The 19,423-nt window shown below is 54.1% G+C and carries 15 protein-coding genes; 9 read left to right on the plus strand and 6 right to left on the minus strand.

The annotated features are described in order from the left end of the window. Window positions 1–50 precede the first annotated feature (50 nt). Window positions 51–2,783, minus strand: coding sequence for an aconitate hydratase AcnA (gene acnA, locus MLE19_RS10030; RefSeq protein WP_240718040.1), 2,733 nt, complete (start codon window positions 2,781–2,783; stop codon window positions 51–53). A gap of 253 nt (window positions 2,784–3,036) precedes the next feature. Here acnA and trxB point away from each other — a divergent pair, with 253 nt between their 5' ends. Beyond that, complete coding sequence (trxB, locus tag MLE19_RS10035) at window positions 3,037–3,990, plus strand: thioredoxin-disulfide reductase (RefSeq protein ID WP_240718041.1); 954 nt, start codon at window positions 3,037–3,039, stop codon at window positions 3,988–3,990. 21 nt (window positions 3,991–4,011) lie between these two features. Here trxB and MLE19_RS10040 read toward each other — a convergent pair whose 3' ends face one another. After that, complete coding sequence (locus MLE19_RS10040; protein WP_240718042.1) at window positions 4,012–4,548, minus strand: GspH/FimT family pseudopilin; 537 nt, start codon at window positions 4,546–4,548, stop codon at window positions 4,012–4,014. A gap of 134 nt (window positions 4,549–4,682) precedes the next feature. Here MLE19_RS10040 and thiO point away from each other — a divergent pair, with 134 nt between their 5' ends. Beyond that, the gene (gene thiO, locus MLE19_RS10045) at window positions 4,683–5,798 is read left to right on the plus strand and encodes a glycine oxidase ThiO (protein ID WP_240718043.1); all 1,116 of its coding nucleotides are present in this window, start codon (window positions 4,683–4,685) and stop codon (window positions 5,796–5,798) included. Here thiO and MLE19_RS10050 read toward each other — a convergent pair. Further along, window positions 5,795–6,067 carry a PP0621 family protein gene (locus tag MLE19_RS10050; RefSeq protein ID WP_240718044.1) on the minus strand — a complete coding sequence of 91 codons (273 nt, stop codon included), beginning with the start codon at window positions 6,065–6,067 and terminating at the stop codon, window positions 5,795–5,797. The two genes, thiO and MLE19_RS10050, sit on opposite strands and share 4 nt — an antisense overlap. Before the next feature lie 136 nt (window positions 6,068–6,203). Between MLE19_RS10050 and MLE19_RS10055 the strand changes: the two genes are divergently transcribed. Then, entirely contained in the window at window positions 6,204–7,838 is a 1,635-nt protein-coding gene (locus tag MLE19_RS10055; protein ID WP_240718045.1) for an NAD+ synthase, read from the plus strand. 36 nt (window positions 7,839–7,874) lie between these two features. Here the strand turns inward: MLE19_RS10055 and MLE19_RS10060 are convergent, their stop codons facing one another. Next, window positions 7,875–9,581, minus strand: coding sequence for a methyl-accepting chemotaxis protein (locus tag MLE19_RS10060; protein ID WP_240718046.1), 1,707 nt, complete (start codon window positions 9,579–9,581; stop codon window positions 7,875–7,877). A gap of 199 nt (window positions 9,582–9,780) precedes the next feature. Beyond that, window positions 9,781–10,596, minus strand: coding sequence for an outer membrane protein assembly factor BamD (locus MLE19_RS10065; protein ID WP_240718047.1), 816 nt, complete (start codon window positions 10,594–10,596; stop codon window positions 9,781–9,783). Between the two features lie 216 nt (window positions 10,597–10,812). Between MLE19_RS10065 and rluD the strand changes: the two genes are divergently transcribed. The 6 genes from rluD (at window position 10,813) to pssA (ending at window position 19,081) form a co-directional block, all read left to right on the plus strand. Continuing rightward, the gene (gene rluD, locus MLE19_RS10070) at window positions 10,813–11,772 is read left to right on the plus strand and encodes a 23S rRNA pseudouridine(1911/1915/1917) synthase RluD (RefSeq protein WP_240718048.1); all 960 of its coding nucleotides are present in this window, start codon (window positions 10,813–10,815) and stop codon (window positions 11,770–11,772) included. After that, on the plus strand, window positions 11,769–12,524 hold the full coding sequence (gene pgeF / locus MLE19_RS10075; RefSeq protein WP_240718049.1) for a peptidoglycan editing factor PgeF: 756 nt from the start codon (window positions 11,769–11,771) through the stop codon (window positions 12,522–12,524). The genes rluD and pgeF overlap by 4 nt, the downstream gene beginning before the upstream one ends. Before the next feature lie 165 nt (window positions 12,525–12,689). After that, window positions 12,690–15,269 (plus strand): ATP-dependent chaperone ClpB, encoded by a 2,580-nt coding sequence (gene clpB / locus MLE19_RS10080; protein WP_240718050.1) that lies wholly within the window; start codon window positions 12,690–12,692, stop codon window positions 15,267–15,269. 476 nt (window positions 15,270–15,745) lie between these two features. Next, complete coding sequence (locus MLE19_RS10085; protein WP_240718051.1) at window positions 15,746–17,470, plus strand: acetolactate synthase 3 large subunit; 1,725 nt, start codon at window positions 15,746–15,748, stop codon at window positions 17,468–17,470. Continuing rightward, complete coding sequence (gene ilvN / locus MLE19_RS10090; RefSeq protein WP_240718052.1) at window positions 17,470–17,961, plus strand: acetolactate synthase small subunit; 492 nt, start codon at window positions 17,470–17,472, stop codon at window positions 17,959–17,961. The genes MLE19_RS10085 and ilvN overlap by 1 nt, the downstream gene beginning before the upstream one ends. Before the next feature lie 205 nt (window positions 17,962–18,166). Continuing rightward, window positions 18,167–19,081 (plus strand): CDP-diacylglycerol--serine O-phosphatidyltransferase, encoded by a 915-nt coding sequence (gene pssA, locus MLE19_RS10095; protein ID WP_425356806.1) that lies wholly within the window; start codon window positions 18,167–18,169, stop codon window positions 19,079–19,081. Window positions 19,082–19,226: 145 nt separating this feature from the next. Here the strand turns inward: pssA and MLE19_RS10100 are convergent. Next, on the minus strand, window positions 19,227–19,423 hold a 197-nt coding region (locus MLE19_RS10100), incomplete at its 5' end, for a hypothetical protein (RefSeq protein ID WP_240718054.1).

The raw sequence follows: 19,423 nt of genomic DNA on the forward strand, positions 1-19,423 counted from the left end.
AAAAAGCCCCCACCGAGGTGGGGGCATGCAAGCATTGGTAGGTTTTACCTTTAGGCTGCGCCGATCATCTTGCGCAGCACGTAGTGAAGGATACCACCATGACGGTAGTAAGCCAGCTCGTTTACCGTATCAATTCGGCACTTGGCATCAACGCTACGTTCCCCGTCGGCATTTTTGATCACGACTTTGACCGTGCCACCCGGCGTCAGATCGCTTAAACCGGCAATCGAAATCTCTTCATCCCCGGTTAATCCCAACGTTTGACGGCTCTCGCCTTCGGCAAACTGCAGCGGTACAACGCCCATGCCGATTAGGTTGGAGCGGTGAATACGCTCAAAGGATTCGGCGATAACCGCGCGAACGCCCAGCAAGCGAGTACCTTTGGCCGCCCAATCCCGCGAAGAACCGGTGCCATACTCTTTACCGGCGATCACGACAAGCGGTTTGCCTTCCTCTTTGTATTTCATGGCCGCATCATAAATAGCCATCTGCTCGCCGCTGGGTACGTGGCGAGTTTCACCGCCAACAACACCATCGAGCATCTCATTTTTGATCCGCACGTTGGCAAAGGTGCCGCGCATCATGACTTCGTGGTTACCCCGGCGCGAGCCATAGGAGTTGAAGTCGACCGGTTTAACACCATGCTCTTGCAGATAACGCCCTGCAGGGCTGTCTGGCTTGATGGCACCGGCTGGGGAAATGTGGTCGGTGGTGACCGAGTCGCCCAGCATCGCCAATACCCGGGCGCTATGCACATCTTCGATGGCATCCGGCTCCCGGCCCATGCCTTCAAAGAAAGGCGGATGCTGGATGTAGGTGGATTCAGGCCACTGGTACACTTTACTTTCTGAAACGTCGATAGCTTTCCAGACGTCATCGCCCTCAAACACCGCGCCGTACTCTTTACGGAACATCTCGGTATTCACTTTCTCAACCGCGTTGGCAATTTCTGCCTGACTGGGCCAAATGTCTTTTAGATAGACCGGTTCGCCGTCGCTGCCCTTACCAATCGGCTCCTTGGTGAGGTCACGCTGAACGTTACCGGCCAGGGCGTAAGCCACTACTAGGGGTGGTGAAGCGAGCCAGTTGGTTTTCACCAGCGGGTGCACGCGGCCTTCAAAGTTGCGGTTACCGGAAAGCACCGAGGCAACGGCAAGATCGCCATCGTTAATGGCCTGTTCGATTTCATCCGGCAGTGGGCCGGAGTTGCCGATACAGGTGGTGCAGCCGTAGCCGACAAGGTTGAAGCCCAGCTCATCCAAGTCATCATTAAGGCCCGCGGCGGCAAGATAGTCGGTGACCACTTTGGAGCCGGGCGCCAGCGACGTTTTCACCCACGGCTGGGTAGTTAAGCCCTTTTCACGCGCTTTGCGCGCCAGTAGACCAGCCGCCATCATCACGCTGGGGTTGGAGGTGTTTGTGCACGACGTAATTGCCGCAATCACTACCGCGCCGGGGTCAAGGCTGAAGTCATGGTCATCCAGTTTAACGGCTTGGCTGGTGTCATGTTCGAAGCTGCGCTCTACTCCCACGGCGGTTTGGCCACCTTCAGAGGAGAACTTGCCCTTTTCAGTGGGCTTCGCTTTGGTATCTTCCTGCAGGAACTTATCAAACGCTGCCGCCATGTCCTGCAGTGCTACACGATCCTGCGGACGCTTGGGGCCAGCAAGACTGGCTTCTACCTCAGTCATATCTAACTGCAGGGCATCGGTGAAGATCGGCTCATCGCTGGGCTCACGCCACAGGCCTTGCGCTTTGCTATAGGCTTCAACGAGCGCGACTTGCTTATCTTCTCGACCCGTAAGGCGCATGTAGTTAAGCGTTTCTTCATCCACCGGGAAGAAGCCACAAGTGGCGCCGTACTCCGGGGCCATGTTGGCAATAGTGGCGCGATCCGCCAGCGGCAGGTCTTTCAAACCGTCGCCATAGAACTCGACAAACTTACCTACCACGCCTTTTTTGCGCAGCATTTCTGTAACGGTGAGTACCAAATCCGTCGCGGTAATGCCTTCGCGTAGTTTGCCGGTCAATTTGAAGCCAATGACTTCAGGGATTAGCATTGAAACCGGCTGACCAAGCATGGCTGCTTCGGCTTCGATACCACCGACACCCCAGCCGAGAACACCCAGGCCGTTGATCATTGTGGTGTGTGAGTCAGTGCCAACGAGCGTATCGGGATAGGCGAAGGTTTTGCTGTCTTCGTCTTTGGTCCACACCGTGCGGCCCAAGTACTCCAGGTTTACCTGGTGGCAGATACCGGTGCCGGGAGGCACGACGCTGAAGTTATCAAACGCCTGCTGCCCCCAGCGTAGAAATTCGTAACGCTCGCGGTTACGCTGCATTTCAATATCAACGTTCTCTTGGAACGCCGCTGGGTTGCCAAACTTATCGACCATGACTGAGTGGTCAATAACAAGGTCAACCGGTGTAAGTGGATTGATCTTGGCCGGATCTTCACCGAGGCTTTCGACAGCGGCGCGCATGGAGGCCAGGTCCACCACTCCGGGTACACCGGTGAAATCCTGCATTAATACGCGCGCAGGGCGGTAGCCAATTTCACGGCTGGACTTACCCTCGGTCTGCCAGTCGACCAGGGCCTGCATATCTTCTTGGGCTACGCTCTCGTCATCGGCGAAGCGCAGTTGGTTTTCGAGCAGAATCTTGAGCGTCTTGGGCAAACGATCAATATTGCCCAGGGCATCGGCCGCTTTGGGGAGGCTGTAGTAGTGATACGTTGTACTGCCAACCTCTAGGGTGCTTAGCGTATCGGGTGTCTTGCTCATGCCATTCTCCTCTGATTGCTGGGGTGTTAGCTCAGCGCGACGGTCACTGTCTTCTTTTAGTATGGCTTACCTTGCGTACCATAGTAATAACACATGCGTCTTTGCATAAGGGCTTTCAAGGTATCTTCGCCTAATAGCGTAGACGAAACCTTGCAATAGCTTGTACTTGACGCCATTTCAGGCAGACTCTTTGCCAAAATCATTTACACAGCTTTCAACAAAGCTATCAGTCAAGTCTTTACAAGGTGGTGTCATGGAAACTCGTCATGAGCGTTTGATTATTCTTGGATCCGGCCCGGCCGGCTATACGGCCGCCGTGTACGCTGCACGGGCAAATTTAAAGCCGTTATTGATCACCGGTATTCAGGCGGGTGGCCAGTTGACCACCACAACCGACGTGGATAATTGGCCGGGTGACGCAGAGGGTGTCCAAGGGCCTGAATTAATGGAGCGTATGAAGCAGCACGCAGAGCGTTTTAATACCGAAGTTATGTTTGACCATATCAATGAGGTAAGCCTAGGTGAAAAGCCCTTCACCTTAAAGGGCGATAGCGGTGTTTATACCTGCGATGCATTGATTGTGGCCACCGGTGCCAGCGCGCGTTACTTGGGCTTGCCCACAGAGCAGCAATTTATGGGGCAAGGGGTTTCGGCCTGCGCTACCTGCGATGGCTTCTTCTACCGTAATCAGGAAGTCATTGTTGTCGGGGGCGGTAATACCGCCGTGGAAGAGGCACTTTATCTCTCCAATATTGCCTCCAAGGTAACCCTTGTGCACCGTCGAGATACCTTGCGTGCGGAAAAAATCTTGCAGGATAAGCTGTTCGAGAAAGCCGAGGCGGGCAAAATCGCGCTTGAATGGTTCCAGGAAGTGGAAGAAGTGCTTGGCGATAACTCGGGGGTCACCGGGGTGCGGGTGACATCCACGAAAGATGGCACCAGCAAAGAGATTCATGCGCCTGGGCTGTTCATCGCCATTGGCCATAGCCCCAACACGGGCATCTTTGAAGGCCAGTTGGCAATGAATGGCGGCTATATCAAAGTCACTTCTGGCTTGGAAGGTAACGCGACAGCCACTAGCGTGCCGGGCGTGTTTGCCTGCGGTGATGTCATGGATCACATTTATCGCCAGGCGATTACCTCGGCGGGCAGTGGCTGCATGGCAGCACTGGATGCCGAGCGTTACCTGGACGGCATTGCCGGATAAATAGGGGATAGTTTGAAGCGCCTAACAGTCAATAGGCGCTTCATCCACCCGTAAGCGCCCCAACTGGCTGAGCACCAGCTTTCTACCTTGAACGCCCTCGCCGCCGCTGCTTGAGCAAATAGCAAAACTGCCGTTGTAACCGCTGGTATAACCTAGCGAGCTATAGCGAATGCGCGACCAACCTCTGCTATAGCTGACTGTGGTGCCCTGTTGTGCGGGTACGATTCGCAAAACATCCTCTGCGACAATGCTGTCTGTTTTATCCCCTTGTACAATCATTAGCTCACCACCCCAGTCATCAGTGCACGCTTTGCGATCCTCATCAGCGGGACAAAGTGTCAACTGGCGGCGTTGGCTAATGGCCGTATTTCGCGCTAACGAAAATGCGCTCTGAAATCGGTTTATCTCGCTGGTCTGAGCGGTACGCTGTCCCAGCGCTTGAAAATTGGGCAGTCCCCAGGCGGCGATGATGCCGACTAATAGCAGCGTGATCAGAAGTTCCAGCAGCGTGAACCCGCCTTCGGGGGTAGTGGGTGTATCGATATGGCAGCCGTTCATCGCCTCTCCTCGCTTGACCTTACTATTGCCCGCGCTATGCTCACTCTCCGTCGTTAACAGCGAACACATCGTAGTTAATAGGTCATCCTAGGCGGCGCTACGCTTCTTTTATGTAAGCCAGAACGGACAATTTTGTGAGCGATTTCTTAATTATTGGCGGCGGTGTGATCGGCATGATGACAGCGCTGCAGCTGGCCGATGCGGGCCAGCAAGTCACGCTGGTTGAGCGAGGTGAGTGCGGTAAAGAGGCATCCTGGGCCGGTGGCGGCATTGTTTCACCGCTCTATCCCTGGCGTTACGATTCGGCAGTGTCGCAGCTTTCCCGCTGGTCGGAAGGTGTCTACCCCTCGCTGGCTTTGCGACTGTTAGAAGAGACCGGTATTGACCCTGAGTATCGCCAAAAAGGACTGCTCTATCTCAATGTGGATGATGCCGACAAAGCGCTGACGTGGTCACGCCAATTGGGCAAGCCGTTAGAGCGGGTAGGGGCTGATTTCGTTCACACTAAAGAGCCCAGCGTGGCGATGGCAGGCGACAGCGCCCTATGGATGCCAACATTGGGCAGCGTGCGCAACCCGCGTTTAGCCAAGGCGTTGAAGGCACGGCTAGCCGCGATGCCCCAGGTAACGCTTCGGGAGCAGTGTGAAGTTAGTGGTTTTATTCATCAGAATGGCAATAGAGAGGGCAGGGCTGAGGGCGTGGTGACCTCCCAAGGGCCACTTAAAGCTGGACGTATTGTGGTGTGTGGCGGCGCTTGGGCCGCACAGCTGTTAGCGCAGTTAGGTGTGCACCTGCCGGTAAGGCCCGTTAAAGGGCAGATGATCGCTTACCAAGCGCCGAAAGGGTTAGTGCAACGGGTGGTGTTGAAAGACGGCCGCTATATTATTCCGCGTGCAGATGGCCTGTTATTGGTCGGCTCCACGCTGGAAGAGGCGGGGTTTGATAAGACCACCGACGAAGTAGCCTTGGCCTCCTTGAAAAAGAGTGCAGAAGCCATTTTGCCTGAATTGGCAACTTGCCCAGTGGCGCACCAGTGGGCAGGTCTGCGGCCAGGGTCTCCACAGGGCATACCGTTTATTGGCGCACTGCCTGGATGGCCTAATGTCTTCGTCAATGCGGGTCATTACCGTAACGGTTTGGTATTGGCACCTGCCTCGACCCATTTATTGGTGGATCATCTGCTTGGGCGTGAGCCACTGATTGACCCAGCGCCTTATCAACCTACCCCAGCGCGGCTTAAGCTAATCTAAAGTGTTCCGTCTTTATCCTGTTGCTCTTGTAGAAAACGGTCACGATGCGCTCCTGAGCAGAACCACTGCTCCTGGTCACGGAGCGCTTCATCTTCAGGCACGTGAACGTCGCACCAGCGGCAGCGCACCATTTTGCCACCTTCGTGGCGGTTGAGTGTCTTACTTTTTTCGTCATGCTCAAGTTTGCGTTGCCGGTAGATGCCGTAGAGCTTTAAACCGGCATAAAATAGAACGGCGAAGATAATCAGCCGAATGATCAAGAGGTTCATCCTTTTTTTGCCCCCAAAGTAGGGATTTAAGCGTTGTGAGTGACGCACGGCCTTTGCCAGTTGATGGCCCTTGCGGGACAATGCGTGTATGACGGTGTAACCCTATTTAAAAGATTCTCAAGAGATTTTAACGCCCATGCAAGACTTAACGCTGGTAATGGCCCAACTTGATCCTCTGGTCGGAGATATTCCCGGCAACGCTGCACGTGCTATTGAGGCCGTGCGCGAAGCTCGCATTGAGCACGGGGCAGATATTGTTGTCTTTCCAGAGCTTTTTTTGTCGGGCTACCCGCCGGAAGATTTGCTGCTGCGTCCCTCAATGGAGACCCGGCTGCGTGAGGCCCGTGCGCTTATGGCGTCGAAAATTGCCCGCGATGTGCTGGTCATTATTGGTTATCCCGGTGTTCGTGAGGGGCGCTGCTACAACTTGGCAGGTGTGCTTTATAACGGTCAATGGGAGGGCGAGTACGCCAAGCAAGCGCTGCCTAATTACCAGGTGTTCGACGAGCAGCGCTACTTTACTCCCGGCACAGAACCGTTCGTATATGAGCATAAGGGCGCCAAGTTAGGCATATTGATCTGCGAAGACTTATGGGACGGCGCGCCGGTCAAGGCCGCCACGGCGGCAGGCGCTGAGATTCTTATCACCTTAAATGCCTCGCCTTACCATCAAGACAAGCCCACTGAGCGGCTGCGTTTATTGGAGCTGCACGCCCAAGACGTCAACCGACCCATTGTGTATGTGAATACGATTGGTGGTCAGGACGAGCTGGTGTTTGACGGCGGCTCCTGCTGCGTTAACGCCAGCGGTCAAATTCAGGTGCTGGCGCCGTATTGGCAGGCAGGCCTGATGCCGATTCAGTTTTTGCAAACCAGTGCGACCATTTGGGAACCACAGCCAGGCGAGATTGACCCCGAAGTAGAGCCGGAAGAGAGCCTTTACTGTGCGCTCGTTACAGGGCTACGTGATTACGTCAACAAGAGTGGTTTTGACGGCGTGGTGCTAGGGCTTTCAGGCGGCATTGACTCGGCGCTTTCGCTGGCGATTGCAGTTGATGCACTCGGGCCTCAGCGGGTGCAGGCGGTGATGATGCCTTACCACTACACCGCGGACATTTCCAAACAAGACGCCGCTGAGCAAGCGAACATGTTGGGCGTGCACTATGAGATCATGCCGATTGAACCCATGGTAGAGGCGTTTATGGGCACGCTGGCAGAGAGTTTTGCAGGCACCGAACGGGATACCACCGAAGAGAACCTGCAGTCCCGCTGTCGTGGCGTACTGCTGATGGCGATCTCTAATAAAAAAGGTTTGATGGTACTGACGACGGGTAACAAGAGCGAAATGGCGGTGGGCTACGCCACGCTGTATGGGGATATGGTGGGCGGTTTTAATGCCATTAAAGACGTTTACAAAACCTGGGTGTATCGCCTAGCTCGCTGGCGTAATACGCAATCACCGGCCATTCCTGAGCGGGTGATTGAGCGTCCACCCAGCGCTGAGCTGGCGCCAGATCAGCAAGATAGCGACTCTCTGCCTGACTATGACACCCTCGATGCTATCCTATTGAGCTATATCGAAGGCGACATGAGCGCTGAAGCGATTATCGCTGCCGGGTTTGACGCTGAGGACGTCTATAAAGTAGTCAAGCTTGTTGACCGCTGTGAGTACAAACGCCGCCAAGCGCCTATTGGCGTACGCGTTACGCCACGTGGTTTTGGTCGGGACCGCCGTTACCCTATCGTCAATGGCTGGCAGCCCGGAGATTAATACATTTTTAACGGTAGCCAATGCAGTTAGGCGTGTTTAAAAATTTTCCCATTCAGGCTCAGCCTGCTGACGTTTTACGGCGGGCAGTGCTGGCCTGTTAGCTGCTTGGCCACGGGCTGATATAGGTGCTAATGGCGTCTGTGGCTGCGCTATTTGGTGACTATTAGGTAGTTTGAATACTTCCATCGCATGCAGTAAAGAGTGGGCGTTCTGGCGCAGGCTATTAGCAGCAGTGGCGCTCTGTTGTACCAGGGCTGCATTCTGCTGTGTTACCTGATCCATCTCTGTGACCGCTTGGCCGACCTCTTGTACACCGGCGCTCTGCTCCGCACTTGCGTTGCTTATCTCCTTCATGATGCTGTTTACGCGTTCGATGGCAGCCACAATCTCTTCGGTTGATTTGCTTGCTTCTTCAGCGCGCTCATTACCGTGGTTGACCCTCTCAAGATTGCTCGAAATCAGCGCATTAATTTCCCGTGCAGCGTCAGCACTCCGCTGGGCAAGCCTGCGCACCTCTTCGGCAACAACCGCGAATCCACGCCCATGTTCACCAGCCCGAGCGGCTTCAACCGACGCGTTGAGGGCAAGAATGTTGGTTTGAAAGGCAATTGAATCAATGGTCGAGATAATGCCGGCAATTTCTTGCGAGCTTTTATTCAGGTCGTTCATGGTTTCTACCACCTGATGCACGGCCTCTCCTCCGCGGGTAGCCGTGCGTGAAGCACTTGAAGCCTCTTTGCTGGCTTGCTCTGAGTTCTCAGCGTTAAGTTTTACCGTGCTGTTGAGCTGTTCCATTGCTGAAGCGGTCTCTGCCAGCGAGCTTGCTTGCTGCTCGGTGCGTGATGAGAGGTCATTGTTGCCTGCTGCAATTTGCTCGCTATTGCCAGCAACGGCTTCCGCTGAGGCACGCACTTGGGAGACAATTGTTTGTAACTGATGCGCCATGGCCACTTGAGACGCCATGATGCTGTTTGTATCACCTTTTTTGAGCTTGCCTTGGCTGGTTAATTCACCTCGGCCTATGGCTTCAGCAAACGCTTTGACTTCGTATGGTTCAGCACCTAGCTCGCGTAGCAATTGGCGGGATAAAAACAGCGCAATAAAGCCGCCCACCAATAACGCAAACAGTGTCAATGCTAGCATTTGCATTTGAAAACCAGAGGCAGTGTCACGGGCTGTAGCGGTGGTGGTGTTATTTAATGCCTGCTGAAGATCGATAAACTGATTAATGCGGCTAAGCCACTCAGTGTAGGCGGGCGCTGCCTGCTCTAGCAGCAGCGCTTGTGCATTAGTAAGCTCATCTGCTTGGCGAGCGGCGATCACCTGTTCGGTCAATTCCCGAGTAACCAGCGCTTGTTCATTGATGCTGTTAATCAGGCCCTGCTCTTGTGCACTGCCTGCGTGTTCACTGGCCACTTGTTGCATACCTGTCGTGGCGTCACTGTAGGCGCCACGCAGGTGCTCCATTTCAGCCTCAAGTGCCGCCAGATTGCCGTTACCGGTGGTAATAACGATATCACGAAGCACGATAGCGCGATCATGTACGCTGCCTCGCCAGTCCACGGCAAAGCGCTGTTTTGTACCGTTGACGTCGTTGATCGTCGCTAAATCTCGATCAATTTGATTGACTTGGTAGATGCCCACAGCTGTTAACAGAATCAACAAAACCAAAAGGGCGGAAAAGCCTAGCATTAAGCGTGTGCTTATTCTGGTGTTGCTGGAACGGGCATTAAAAAAAGACATTGATTGCTCCCTGAGGCGCCTTTTAGGCGCTTTATTATGTAAGGCGAATCAATCATATATCGATGTACAATTTTTGTATAGAAAATAATGTTTATGTGTACAAATTTTCTGTCGATCTTTTCGAAAGAAAAAACCACGCCGGAGCGTGGTTTAGTAAGTAGCTGTTTACAGCGTTTAGCGAATAAAAGCTCGCAAAGGCTTAATCATTTTGGTTTAAGTGCTTAGGAATAAAGCGACTGCCTTGCAGTTGCTCGTGGTCTGGCGCGTTTTCACGCAGCACTGCTAGTACTTCACTGGCCCTGTCATCCATCTCCAGGCCTTGATAGCCTTCTACCATCGTGGCTAACGCATCTCGGGTAGCGCTGGATTCGGGGTAGTTTTCGATCACCCAACGGCCGCGCTCAACAGCCGCCAAATACGCGCCTCGGCGTAAATAGTAATCAGCGACATGTAGCTCATGGCGCGCCATCAGTTCACGCAGATAGACGATACGCTGTTGAGCATCTGCCGCATATTCACTCTGCGGGTAACGCTGAATCAGCTCGCGGAAGTCATTATAGGCATCCCGCGAGGCGCCTAAGTCGCGCTTGGAGATGTCGATCAGACGTAGGCGCTCTAAACTGAAACGGCCCGCTTGCCAAGCTGAAAGGCCGCGTAGGTAGTAGGCGTAATCAACCTGAGGGTGGTCTGGGTGAAGGCGAATAAAGCGGCTGGCCGCTGCTCGGGCTTCTTCCCAGTTGCTGTTTTCGTAGTAGGCATAAATCAGCTCAAGCTGTGCCTGCTCGGCATGCGCACCAAATGGATAACGCGTATCCAGCGCTTCTAAGCGCTCAATCGCTATTGGGTAGCGGTTACTGTCTAGCGCCGTACGGGCCAGCTCATAGAGTTCACGCTCTTGTACCCCAGCAAATTCATCTTCCTCTTCTTCATTGGTGTCATTACTCGCACAGCCCGCTAAAAGGGCAAGGCTTAGGGCTAGAACGCCAAAGCGGTTGGCAGCTGAAAAAACGCGCATCATCATCCTCGTTGCTAACAAGCCTCAATCACCAAAAAGCGGCGATGGCCATAAGTAGAAATGGTAGAATAGGTCGCAATCAGCCCACTATAAAACACCTCGGCACAAAACGCAGGCTTAGCGACGTTTCGTCGGGTGTCCGTCATACAAAATGTTTCCATGCATTGGCTGTTTTTTCGCCTTGCTAGGGTTTTTTGCGTTTTAAAGAGGTTTTTCATGGCTCGAATAGTTGAAGACACGCAACGCGTGCCCGCTACGTTAGCCGGTGCGCGGTTAGACCAAGCGGCGGCGGAGTTGTTCAGCGATTACTCCCGCGAGCGCTTAAAAGCGTGGATTAACGCCGGTGAATTAACCGTTGATGGCGTTCACGCCAAGCCAAAGGCCAAGCTGCATGGTTATGAAGTGCTAGCGCTGCAGGCGACCATTGAAGACGATACGCGCTTTGAGGCTCAAGACATAGCGCTGGATATCGTTTATGAGGACGACGCGGTGATGGTCATCAATAAAGCCGCGGGTATGGTGGTGCACCCTGCCGCAGGTAATCCAGATGGCACGCTGCTGAATGCGTTGCTCCACCATCATCCAGCACTGGCCGAAGTGCCACGTGCAGGGATTGTCCATCGCTTGGATAAAGACACCACCGGTTTGATGATGGTGGCGAAAACGCTGCCAGCGCAAACAGCGCTGGTGGATCAGTTGCAGGCGCGAAGCGTGTCACGCCAGTACGATGCAGTGGTCATCGGTAAGCCTGTCTCGGGTAGTACTATTGATGCGCCCATTGGGCGCCACCCTAAAGATCGCAAGCGTCAGGCGGTAACGACAGCTGGCAAGCCTGCTATCACCCATTTCCGTGTGGTCGAACGGTTCCGTGCTCATACCCATGTGCGCTGTAAGTTAGAAACCGGGCGTACCCACCAAATCCGTGTGCATATGGCCCATGCTCGCTATCCTTTAATTGGTGACCCCATGTACGGTGGTCGCGCTAAGTTACCGCCGGGTGCTGCCGAGCCCTTGAAAGAGATTCTGCGTGAGTTTCCTCGCCAAGCGTTGCATGCACGCAAATTAATTTTCAAGCATCCTGTCACTGGTGAAAGCGTTACTTTTCAGGTAGACCTGCCTGATGATTTGTTAATGTTGTTGGATTACCTGCGAGAAGATAACGAGACGATGCGATGAGCGATGCCATTAATTTGCGGCCAACGCTTTTAATACCAGACTGGCCAGCGCCGACAAGCGTACGTGCCTTTGTGACAACCCGTGAGTCAGGGCCTAGTCAGGGTGACTTTGCAGCTTTTAATACCGCTTCCCATGTCGGCGATAATGCAGACCACGTCGCGCTGTGTCGACGTCAGCTGCAAAAAGAGATTGGTGATGAGCGGCCGTTGCTTTGGCTCAATCAAACCCATGGCGCTCGTGTGCAGCAGGTTTATCAACCCGATGCTGCAGATGCGGATGCAGCGATCGCCACCTCCAATGAGTATGCCTGTGTAGTATTGACAGCGGACTGCCTGCCGGTGATGTTTTGTAACCGTGCTGGCACTCAAGTAGCGGTCGCTCATGCGGGCTGGCGCGGCTTGGCTGGCGGTGTGCTAGAAGCGACGATAGCCGCAATGAACTCGGATCCTGACGATATTTTAGTGTGGTTGGGCCCGGCGATTTCGAACGCTCAGTTTGAGGTTGGCCCAGAAGTGTATGGTGCCTTTGTAGCAGTGCATCCTGACACCGCCGATGCTTTTGACCACAGCCCTTACCGTTTGGGCCATTACATGGCCGACCTCTATCGTTTGGCGCGGTTTCGTTTGGAAGCGCTTGGCGTGAATCACATCAGCGGCGGTCACTTTTGTACTGCCTGCGAGTCGCGTTTTTACTCTTATCGGCGTGATGGTGGTAAGACAGGACGTATGGCTAGCGTGATCTGGATCAATTAACGTTAATAAAAGGCTTCAAAAGCCAGTGGATTAAGTGCTCTCCTCTTGAAAAGCGCGGAACTGACGCCATTTAACTTGTCAAGCTAATAGTGATTAGCACGTCTAATGACACGTTATTGGGTTACGCGGTGCGTCCAAACGCACGGCACCCCCAGGAGGAATTCCATGCGTTTTGATAAATTTACCGCCAAGCTTCAAGGTGCGATTGCCGAAGCGCAGTCGCTCGCCGTGGGTCGCGGCCACAATCAGCTAGACCCAGCACACTTGCTGCTGGCCCTGCTCGACACCAAAGACACCGGTATTAAAGCCCTGATTGAAAAAGCCGAGGGCAGTCCTTCGCGCCTGCGCGATGGTTTAATGCAGCAGTTGGATAACTTACCCAAGGTGGGTCAGTTTGACGGCGAAGTGCAGCCATCGCGGGATTTCATCAAGCTTTTCAACTTAACCGACCGCGAAGCGCAAAAGCGCGGCGATCAGTTTATTGCCAGTGAGCTAGTGCTACTGGCGGCGTTGGAAATGAATTCGGCGATTACCAAGCTGCTGAAAGAGGCCGGGATTACCCGCAAATCCCTAGAAGCTGCCATTAACAGCCTACGGGGTGGTGCCACTGTGGATGATGCCAACGCCGAGGATCAGCGTGAAGCGCTCAATAAATACACCATGGATCTTACCCAGCGTGCGCTGGACGGCAAGCTCGACCCGGTTATAGGTCGCGACGATGAAATTCGCCGCACCATTCAAGTGCTGCAGCGGCGCACCAAAAACAACCCGGTATTAATCGGCGAGCCTGGCGTGGGTAAAACCGCCATTGTCGAAGGCTTGGCCCAGCGCATCGTTAACGGCGAAGTGCCGGAAGGCCTCAAAGACAAGCGTGTGCTCTCACTGGATATGGGTTCGCTGCTGGCGGGTGCCAAGTTCCGCGGCGAGTTTGAAGAGCGTTTGAAATCCGTGCTGAAAGAGCTCTCCCAGGAAGAGGGACGGGTGATTCTGTTTATCGATGAGCTGCACACCATGGTCGGTGCTGGCAAAGCCGAAGGTGCCATGGACGCGGGCAATATGCTCAAACCCGCCCTGGCTCGCGGTGAGCTGCACTGCGTGGGGGCGACCACGCTGGATGAGTATCGTAAGTACATCGAGAAGGATGCCGCTCTTGAGCGTCGTTTCCAGAAGGTGTTGGTGGATGAGCCCTCCGAAGAGGATACCGTGGCGATTCTGCGCGGCCTGAAAGAGCGTTACGAAGTTCACCACGGTGTAGATATTACCGACTCCGCGATCATTGCTGCGGCCAAACTTTCGACGCGCTATATCACAGACCGGCAGTTGCCAGACAAAGCGATTGACCTGATTGATGAAGCCGCTTCGCGAATTCGTATGGAGCTGGACTCCAAACCTGAGTCGATGGATCGCCTGGATCGCCGCTTGATTCAGCTCAAGATGGAGCGCGAAGCGCTCAAGAAAGAGACCGATGAGGCAAGTAAAAAACGCTTGGAAGCTTTAAGCGCCCAGATTCACGAGTTAGAGCGTGAATATGCCGATCTTGATGAAATCTGGAAAGCAGAGAAGGCCAGCATTCAGGGGGCAGCGCAGTTTAAGGCCGATTTGGAGCAAGCGCGGCTTGATCTGGAGCAGGCCCGCCGCCAGGGCGATCTGGGCCGTATGTCGGAAATCCAGTATGGCAAGATTCCAGAGATCGAGAAGAGAATTGCTGAAAGCGGCGAGGGAGAGGCGGATACCTCTAGCCACCAGTTGCTGCGTTCCAACGTGACGGAAGAGGAGATTGCGGAAGTGGTTTCCCGCTGGACGGGCATTCCGGTCTCGAAAATGCTCGAAGGCGAGCGCGATAAGCTGCTGCGCATGGAAGAGGCGCTGCACGAGCGGGTGATTGGCCAGGATGAGGCCGTAGAGGCGGTGGCTAACGCAGTGCGCCGCTCGCGGGCCGGGCTCTCCGACCCCAATCGGCCTAACGGCTCATTCCTGTTCCTCGGCCCCACCGGGGTGGGTAAAACCGAGCTATGTAAGTCGCTGGCCAACTTCCTGTTCGATACCGAAGAGGCCATGGTGCGTATCGATATGTCGGAGTTTATGGAGAAGCACTCCGTGGCTCGCTTGATTGGTGCGCCTCCAGGCTACGTCGGCTATGAAGAGGGCGGCTACTTAACCGAAGCGGTGCGCCGCAAGCCTTATTCGGTGCTGTTGCTGGATGAGGTGGAAAAAGCGCATCCGGACGTTTTCAATATCCTGCTACAGGTGCTGGAAGACGGTCGCCTAACCGATGGCCAGGGCCGGACGGTAGATTTCCGTAATACCGTGATCGTGATGACCTCTAACATGGGCTCGGACATTATCCAGCGCATGGGGGGAGACGATAGCGATTATGAAGTAATGAAAAACATGGTCATGGAGGTAGTGGGCAACCACTTCCGGCCTGAGCTCATTAACCGTATCGATGAAGTGGTGGTGTTCCACGCCCTTGGCCAAGAGCAGATTCAAGCGATTGCCGGTATTCAGTTGGAGCGCTTGAAAGTACGCCTTGCCGAGCATGACCTGAAGCTTGAAGTAAGCCCTGAAGCCATGGCGCAGCTGGCGGTAGTCGGCTTCGACCCAGTGTATGGGGCGCGGCCGCTCAAGCGGGCGATTCAAAGCCGTATTGAGAACCCGCTGGCACAAGACTTGCTGCGAGGCAAATTTGCTCCGGGCGATACCATTCATATCACTGCCGAAGAGGGCAAGCTGGTGTTTGGCTAAATTTTTATGCCACTTTTGCGCAATTGAATAGGGAAAAAGCCCCGCTAGCTTGGCTGGCGGGGCTTTTTTAATGGCTTCCTGCGACCTTTGTTGCGTTTGGCCTTCTCGGAGGTTGACAGGTTGAGGGCGCTAATGGAATCTTGTCGGTTCCTGATTTGCGGGCGCGGACTCAACGGGCAACCCCTAATCCCCGCGCGAAGGGTAGGCGAAAGCCTCTACCCGCCGAAGGACTTCCGGGTTTGAGCTAACCGCTCAGCCTGGCCAACGCCCCGACACGGCGAACTGCCGTGAAAGGGAGTGAGTGATTTATGTCGCCATAATCCACTCGCTCCCAATAAGAGTGCAGGCCCTAACCGGGCCTCCTGCCAGGGTTTGGCATCAGGTGTCGGCTTGGGCCGGCAGCGGCATACCGCCGCACTCGACACCGTGCCCAGGTGGGTACGGATCGCACTCGAGACCTCTAGGGGAGAAATACAGTGGAACTGCTTTCCGGCGCAGATATGATTGCCCGCTTCTTGCAAGATGAGGGCATCGAATACATTTATGGTTACCCCGGCGGTGCAGCGCTGCATATTTACGATGCACTCTTCCGCCAGGACAAGGTGAAGCACATTTTGGTGCGTCACGAGCAAGCGGCGACTCACGCAGCGGATGGCTATGCCCGCGCCTCGGGCAAAGCCGGCTGCGTGCTTGTCACGTCAGGCCCCGGTGCAACGAATGCCGTCACCGGTATCGCTACCGCCTACATGGACTCAATTCCCATGGTAGTGCTGTGTGGCCAGGTGGCGAGTCATTTGATCGGTGAAGATGCCTTTCAGGAAACCGATATCGTCGGTGTGACACGCCCGATCGTGAAGCATAGCTTCTCAATCCGTCACCCGTCTGAAATTCCGGAAGTGTTGAAAAAGGCGTTCTACCTGGCGTCGACCGGTCGCCCCGGCCCGGTGGTGGTCGATATCCCAAAAGACATGACCGCCCCCACCGAGCGTTACGAATATGTTTACCCGAAAAAGGTAAAACTGCGTTCGTACAACCCGGTCACCCGTGGCCATACTGGGCAGATCAAAAAAGCCGTCGAGATGATGCTGAAGGCTAAGCGCCCGGTGTTTTATACCGGTGGTGGCGTGGTAACGGGCAAAGCCAGCGAAGGTTTGACCGATCTGGTCAAGCAGCTGGGTTATCCGATCACTACCACGCTGATGGGGATTGGCGCGTACCCTCAAAGTGACCGGCAGTGTTTGGGCTGGCTGGGCATGCATGGTTCTTATGAATCCAATATGGCTATGCACCACGCCGACCTGATTATTGCCATCGGGGCGCGTTTTGATGACCGCGTGACCAACAGCACGTCGAAGTTCTGCCCCACAGCTAAAATCATCCATGTTGATGTGGATCCGAGCTCGATCTCTAAAACGGTACGTGCCGATGTGCCGATCGTTGGTCCGGCCTCCAGCGTTATCAACGAGATGATCAGCTTGGTGCAAGGGCATAAAATTGCTCATCCTGAAGCACTAACGGAATGGTGGCAGAAAGTTGACGGCTGGCGCGCCGACCGTGAAGGCAAGCTTTATGAACCGTCCAAGCCCGGCGAAGCGCTTAAGCCACAGGAAGTGATCGAAGCGCTCTGCCGTGTTACTCGAGGCGAAGCCTACGTGACCACCGATGTTGGTCAGCACCAGATGTTTGCTGCTCAGTACTATAAGTTTGATAAACCCAACCGACTGATCACCTCAGGTGGTTTGGGCACCATGGGCTTTGGCTTCCCTGCTGCCATGGGGATCAAGCAGAACTACCCAGATGATGACGTAGTATGCGTTACCGGTGAAGGTAGCTTCCAGATGATGATGCAGGAGCTGTCCACCTGTAAGCAGTATGGCGTGGGCGTTAAGATCGTCAATCTGAATAACGCGTCGCTTGGCATGGTGCGTCAGTGGCAGGACTTGAACTACAAGTCGCGCCACGCACACTCCTATATGGAGTCGCTGCCGGACTTTCATATGCTGATTGAGGCGTATGGGTTTACCGCGATTACCGTTACCACGATAGACGAGCTTGAACCAGCGCTTGAGCGTGCTTTTGCTGATAAGCACGAACTGGTGTTCCTTGACGTGAAGGTCGATCCCTTTGAGCACGTCTATCCGATGCAGGTGCCGTTAGGTGCTATGCGCGACATGCTGCTGTCTAAAACGGAGCGTACCTGATGCGTCATATCATCTCGATTCTGTTAGAAAATGAACCGGGTGCGCTGTCACGTGTGGTCGGGTTGTTCTCTCAGCGTAATTTCAACATTGAAACGCTTAACGTAGCGCCGACAGAAGACCCGTCGCTATCGCGCTTAACGGTCACCACCGTGGGTGATGACCGAGTGATTGAGCAGATCACCAAGCACCTCAATAAGTTGATCGATGTGGTTAAGCTGGTGGATCTCACCGAAGGCAACCATATCGAGCGCGAGTTGATGCTGGTGAAGGTAAAAGCGCTAGGTTCTGCCCGTGATGAGGTGAAGCGCACGGTAGATATCTTCCGCGCGCAGATCGTCGACGTGACGCCAAGCCTATATACCGTTCAGATCACTGGCGATGCGGGCAAGCTGGATGCTTTCCTGCAGGCCATGGCGCCGGTGGGTATTCTTGAGGTTGCCCGTACTGGGGTTTCCGGTATCGCCCGGGGCGATAAGGTTTTATCGCTCTAAAAACGAAAACGCACAGTCATATAGCTAGCACTTTAACGTAAGCATAAGCGTCGCTTCTTTACCGGAGCGGCGCTTTTTTTGTTCTTAGCTGGTTAATGCTAGCCAATGTTGGCCCATAGGCGTCAATGAAGCAATTGGCTGGCTGAGTGGCGCTCACCGTGTAGAATGAACGTGATCACTGTTCCCGTGACTTCACTTTTAATGGATGAAACCTATGACACAGGACGCTCGCGATCAAGAGCACGTTAGCCCAGAACAGCCAAATTCTGCTCAGACAAGCGCTGATCAGCCAGATAATACTGCTCAGTCAGATAATGCTGATCAGTCTGAAGTAGTGGGCAACGAGGATTTGGCAACTGCATTCTTGCGTGAAACGGAAGTGGTTGAGGAAACCGTAGAAAACGGCAAAAAGATTCGCCGCAGAGGTATCTATTTACTGCCTAACTTGTTTACCACTTCGGCACTTTTTGCCGGGTTCTTTGCAGTTGTCGCTGGTATCAATGGCGATTTTACCTCGGCTGCCGTCGCGATCTTTATTGCCATGGTACTGGATGGCTTGGATGGTCGTGTCGCACGAATGACCAATACGCAAAGCGAGTTTGGCGCTGAGTACGACAGCTTGGCCGATATGATTTCATTCGGTATGGCACCGGCATTAGTCGCCTTTACTTGGATTCTGCAGGATATTGGTAAGACCGGCTGGGTAGTGGCTTTTCTCTATGTAGCCTGCGCGGCGCTTCGCCTTGCGCGCTTCAATGTTCAAATTGGCAGTGTCGACAAAAAATGGTTTATCGGATTACCAAGTCCCTCCGCAGCAGCGTTAGTAGCGGCCAGCGTGTGGACCTTCCATAGCTTTGATGCTGATGCCTTTGGTTTCAAACTATTGATGTTGGTAGTGGTTGCAGCGGCAGGCGTACTAATGGTGAGCAATATCCGCTACTACAGCTTCAAAGATCTCGACTTTAAGAAGCCGGTACCTTTTGTTGTGCTGCTGGCCATCGTTTTGGCTTTCGTTATGATCTCCGTTGAGCCTTCGGTAATGCTGTTATTGCTGTTTGGTGCCTACGTGGCTTCAGGCCCTGTGTTAGCCGTTATGCGTAAGGCCAAAACCAGCAGCTAGCACTTTTCTGCACCTTTTTTGACAGTTATTTCACAACAGCTCTTGCCAACCCGGCCGTGAAACCGTAAAGTACGCATCCGCTGCCGGGGACGCCAAGCGTTACCAGCGGTGGATGAAGTGTAAAAAGCTTCGGTTTGTCAGGAGGTTAGCGTCGATTGATCGCTCGCTTCCCTCGCTGGAAACGGCGGTTGACAAACACCAGGAAGTGCGTAGAATACGCCTTCCTCGCTGAGGCCCGCCAGTTCAACGGCAGCCCGGTTGCTTTCACAGCAACCACGTAGCGAAACCGCTCTTTAACAATTTGATCAGGTAATTCATGTGGGCGCTTGCTGATACGGTGAC

Origin of the sequence: Vreelandella neptunia, assembly GCF_022489065.1 — a bacterium.
GTDB classification, from domain to species: Bacteria; Pseudomonadota; Gammaproteobacteria; order Pseudomonadales; family Halomonadaceae; genus Vreelandella; species Vreelandella neptunia_A.

Coding starts and splice junctions, on each gene's coding strand:
- acnA (WP_240718040.1), bottom strand. CDS start 2,783: ATGAGCAAGACACCCGATACGCTAAGCACCCTAGAGGTTGGCAGTACA.
- trxB (WP_240718041.1), top strand. CDS start 3,037: ATGGAAACTCGTCATGAGCGTTTGATTATTCTTGGATCCGGCCCGGCC.
- MLE19_RS10040 (WP_240718042.1), bottom strand. CDS start 4,548: ATGAACGGCTGCCATATCGATACACCCACTACCCCCGAAGGCGGGTTC.
- MLE19_RS10050 (WP_240718044.1), bottom strand. CDS start 6,067: ATGAACCTCTTGATCATTCGGCTGATTATCTTCGCCGTTCTATTTTAT.
- MLE19_RS10055 (WP_240718045.1), top strand. CDS start 6,204: ATGCAAGACTTAACGCTGGTAATGGCCCAACTTGATCCTCTGGTCGGA.
- MLE19_RS10060 (WP_240718046.1), bottom strand. CDS start 9,581: ATGTCTTTTTTTAATGCCCGTTCCAGCAACACCAGAATAAGCACACGC.
- MLE19_RS10065 (WP_240718047.1), bottom strand. CDS start 10,596: ATGCGCGTTTTTTCAGCTGCCAACCGCTTTGGCGTTCTAGCCCTAAGC.
- rluD (WP_240718048.1), top strand. CDS start 10,813: ATGGCTCGAATAGTTGAAGACACGCAACGCGTGCCCGCTACGTTAGCC.
- pgeF (WP_240718049.1), top strand. CDS start 11,769: ATGAGCGATGCCATTAATTTGCGGCCAACGCTTTTAATACCAGACTGG.
- clpB (WP_240718050.1), top strand. CDS start 12,690: ATGCGTTTTGATAAATTTACCGCCAAGCTTCAAGGTGCGATTGCCGAA.
- ilvN (WP_240718052.1), top strand. CDS start 17,470: ATGCGTCATATCATCTCGATTCTGTTAGAAAATGAACCGGGTGCGCTG.
- pssA (WP_425356806.1), top strand. CDS start 18,167: ATGAAACCTATGACACAGGACGCTCGCGATCAAGAGCACGTTAGCCCA.